Source organism: Mesorhizobium sp. WSM4810, from assembly GCF_055811235.1.
This window is the reverse complement of record NZ_JBVVQV010000065.1, coordinates 1-3,452: the sequence shown is the minus strand read 5'-3', so window position 1 is coordinate 3,452 and position 3,452 is coordinate 1. Positions and strand designations below refer to the sequence as shown.

Sequence of the window (3,452 nt, the reverse complement as noted above, 5' to 3'; positions counted from 1 at the left end):
GCCCTGAGAGGGCCAGCCCGATCAAGGATCTCCGGGAGATAGCTCGTCTGGCCCACGTGGAGCACCACGAAGACAGCAGCGGCAAGATCGGGCGGTAGATAGGTCGCGAGCCGCTTCAGTGCCTCGACGCCGCCGGCCGAGGCTCCGACAACGATGATGCAGCGATTTCGAGAGCTGATCCTTTCGCTTTCATTGGGCAAGTCCAAAACGCGGCCCTGATCGTTCGAAGCTTGGCCCGACCTATGTCCAACATTGCTCATGCATTGCAACGAATCCGAGAGCGGCTGCGTTCCCTCGCGGCCTAAAGGAACAGGCCTTCATGAGCAGTTGCCTGAGGGTAAATTCGAATTCTTGGCAAAGCAGGTTCGGGGTCCCTACGCCATTCTGATCTGGTCCGCTACTTCGCGCAGTTTCAACGCTACCGACGGTGCAGACAGATTCGTCACCCGCAACAGCAAGATTGTGTTCCAATCCATTCACTACAGGTTGGAAGCGGTGGCTGGGCACGTGAATCAAAGGGCACGCGACGATCAAGGGGAGTGATGCCCAACAGCCTTCGTCCAGTACTGGCGCCAGCGGCCGGCAACTTCGTGAGGGGACACACTTGCCATCAAGTTGCCATCGTGCGGTTGTTCGGCGTTTTCCTGAAACTGGAGACGTGGCCCCACAACAGCGACTATCCATTCCACCAGTGATGGCGCAACCCGGCAGCCAAATTCCAACACGAATGCGAAGCCCCCAACCCTGATCTCGCGTCGAGGATGGCTCGCGGCGCCGACAATTGCAGAGGCGGCCCGCTCGGCGGAGTAAACAGGGACAATGGATCGCGCCTTGCGGCCGAACAGATTCGCCGCTTTCTGGTAGATAGGGGTGTCCATGGCTGCAGGAAGGATAGCACACACATGAATGTCTGGCGTGGTGCGCAACTCCTGCCGGATGGACGCTGTGAGCCCGCGTATGAAAAACTTGCTCGCGACATATACACTGACAAAAGGCTCTGGAGCGACACCGAGCATTGAACTGACGTTGATCAGCACTCCACGGTCTCCTTGAGAGCGGAATTGCTTGAGGGCGACCTGAGATCCGTTGATGTAGCCAAACACATTCGTGTCGACCAGACGGTGGAACAGCGGAGGCGGAACTTCCTCAAAACGCCCGAAAATCAGCACTGCGGCGCAATTCACCCAGACGTCAATCCGGCCGAAATGCGATACTGCAAAACCACGGATTTCCTCGACCGCGCTGTAGTCTGCCACATCGGCGGGAAAGGTCAGTGCCTCACCGCCTGAGTCGACGCCTTAGCGATGTTGTCGAGCGCGTCGTCGTTTCTAGAAACCAGTACCAGCCGCGCCCCTTGTCGCGAGAACCCAAAGAGCAGCCGCTCTGCCGAGGCCGCTCGAAGCGCCGGTGACCACGACAACGCGTCCCCGCAGGTCGGCCATGCCAAGACCTCATCAAAATCGTCCCGCACGAGAACTGGAGCCCTCACCCTCCTCAGGATGCACTCCTACCCTGTGCTCGTAGACGAGCGTTCCGCCCTTCCAGCCAGTGTAAACAAGAAGCAGGACAACAAGCGTAGACAGGGCCAATCCCCAAGGCAGAGTCGCCTCGACTGCGCCTGTACTGAGCCGCAAAACGAAATTAGCCAAGGCGAGTACCACTGCGATCACATTGCCTATCATGTGGTGCCACGCGGCGCCGAAAGAGCGTACGACTGCATTTCCAAGGAAATCGGCAAAGCCGGCCAGCGCAGCTGCGGCGCTCATAAGCAAGGCAAACCCGAGCAGCCAAAAAGAAGCCTCGGCCCAGAAAGCATTCCTGGTCGACCAAAACACCAGGTCTGAGAGGAACACCGACACAAGCAATGCGATCGGAAAAGGAATCAACATGGGGTGGATCGGATGACCGCCGATTTTCGCAGTGGTGGCGACGCCCAGCAGACGGTTGGCTCGATCGTGAGGCATGTCATAGAACGCTGAAAAGCCTGAATAAGTTCCAAAAACCCGAGCCGGTAATCACTGTCAAGCATCTCCACTCGCGGCGCCCAGTGACGGCTGGTGATGGGATTCCAAAATATTGTTGATAGCAGGGATCACACTATATGACGGCAGACAACAGGGCCTGAAGGCGAGGGATTGAGGCAGCGCGCAAGCGGCCATTTCGCTGCAAGCCGGCGAAATGTGCATCGCCCCGGTGTTCCGTGCAGAAAGAAAGCCCGCGCCCTTCGGGAAAAAAGGACGCGGGCCCATCGGGAGTCATCCATGTCGCAGCTGCACGAATCAAACTTTCAGCCCGCGCCGAAGTTCCACACGGAAACAAAAAAGGCCCGCTACGCCTTCAGCCGCGCCGCTCCAGCACGCCAAACAAAATAGGGGCCCGCACCCCGAGGGGATGGGAAGGACGTGGGCTGATCGGAAGGGGGAGTCCGATCTTTCAGCCCTAGGGCAAGTGCTGCACGACCCGAACGCCTTTGGCTCGGCCAGGGTTCCGGAAGGAAGACAAACCGCCTGCTGACGAGCCACTAGATCATCTCGAAGCCCAACGAAGTTCTACTCGTCCGTCCTCCCGCCGTATAATTTGCAACAATCCGAGACGCGAGCACTTCAGGTCGTTTCTCCAGATTGAGCCTCCGCGTCACCCCCAGCGGGCTTGGCGTGCCGTTCAGGAACAACAACGCCCAAGCCAAGTTTGGTGGTCCAGGAGGTTACGACAATGCGCATACTGAGAACATTGTTTGAACACTTGTGGCGCTCGAACAGCAAGTCGCCGCCCGAGCTTGCACCGCCCGTCGACGCGATCGTTCGGCTGCTGAAAGAAAAACAAAATCTCGCTACAAAGAAAGGACTTGGTCGACCAGATCAGAGTGCTAGCGGCTGACCGGGCTGCACGCGGGGTACGGCATCGCAGCTTGGGACGGATCGGTATCATGCCCGGCTAGTCCTGGGTCGCTGGCGCATGGACCACGGCTTCTTCACGCCCGACTGGAAGGCAGCCGAAGCCCCGGTTCGAAGCTTGGCTGTGCAGGAGCCGGAGCTTGCCATCGGGACTGTGCCCGGCGGCAGGCACGGGCATGCGGAAAGACCGTCTCCTGAGGTCAGCCACCGCTCAATTCTGGCTGGCAGGTGACGACATGTCTTTACGTGCAAGGCCCCGCACAGCTTCAAGACCCCGCGGGAAGCCGCTGCGGTTACTAAAATCCCGGGCTTGCCGGCGGCCGCGAGCGTGCCGGGCGCTTACCTTTTGCGCGGTCAATAAATCGATGAGTGTCACGCCGGCAACGAGCACCAATGCAAGTCCGACGTTGTCACGTTTTGGATTGTCATGCCGGAACGCCCATAGGAGTGTTGCGATGTCGAGCCCATCACCGGCCACACAGCTCCAAAGTCCCGACTGTTTGTCCACCGACAAGGACAGAATGCCGCTGCTGACTTCTCGCGCTCCGTAGGCACGGA

Annotated in this window: 4 protein-coding genes and 1 pseudogene; 1 reads left to right on the top strand and 4 read right to left on the bottom strand. The window is 59.0% G+C overall.

Going from position 1 to position 3,452, the window contains the following annotated elements; all coding sequences use genetic code 11:
• From AC0L3O_RS35235 to AC0L3O_RS35225, 3 genes are all read right to left on the bottom strand, one after another.
• Window positions 1–260: chemotaxis protein CheB (locus tag AC0L3O_RS35235; protein WP_473618124.1), on the bottom strand; the 260-nt coding region annotated here is incomplete at its 3' end.
• 270 nt (window positions 261–530) lie between these two features.
• Window positions 531–1,274, bottom strand: a complete 744-nt coding sequence (locus tag AC0L3O_RS35230; RefSeq protein WP_473618126.1) for an SDR family NAD(P)-dependent oxidoreductase — start codon at window positions 1,272–1,274, stop codon at window positions 531–533.
• 180 nt (window positions 1,275–1,454) lie between these two features.
• Window positions 1,455–1,964 carry a DUF2231 domain-containing protein gene (locus AC0L3O_RS35225; protein WP_473618123.1) on the bottom strand — a complete coding sequence of 170 codons (510 nt, stop codon included), beginning with the start codon at window positions 1,962–1,964 and terminating at the stop codon, window positions 1,455–1,457.
• 748 nt (window positions 1,965–2,712) lie between these two features.
• Here AC0L3O_RS35225 and AC0L3O_RS35220 point away from each other — a divergent pair.
• The gene (locus AC0L3O_RS35220) at window positions 2,713–2,877 is read left to right on the top strand and encodes a hypothetical protein (RefSeq protein ID WP_473618122.1); all 165 of its coding nucleotides are present in this window, start codon (window positions 2,713–2,715) and stop codon (window positions 2,875–2,877) included.
• A gap of 228 nt (window positions 2,878–3,105) precedes the next feature.
• Here the strand turns inward: AC0L3O_RS35220 and AC0L3O_RS35215 are convergent.
• A pseudogene (locus AC0L3O_RS35215) lies at window positions 3,106–3,452 on the bottom strand (hypothetical protein); the annotation flags it as partial.

Bases quoted from the DNA above. Each gene is read 5' to 3' on its own strand.
- AC0L3O_RS35220 (WP_473618122.1), top strand. From the start codon at position 2,713: ATGCGCATACTGAGAACATTGTTTGAACACTTGTGGCGCTCGAACAGC.
- AC0L3O_RS35225 (WP_473618123.1), bottom strand. From the start codon at position 1,964: ATGCCTCACGATCGAGCCAACCGTCTGCTGGGCGTCGCCACCACTGCG.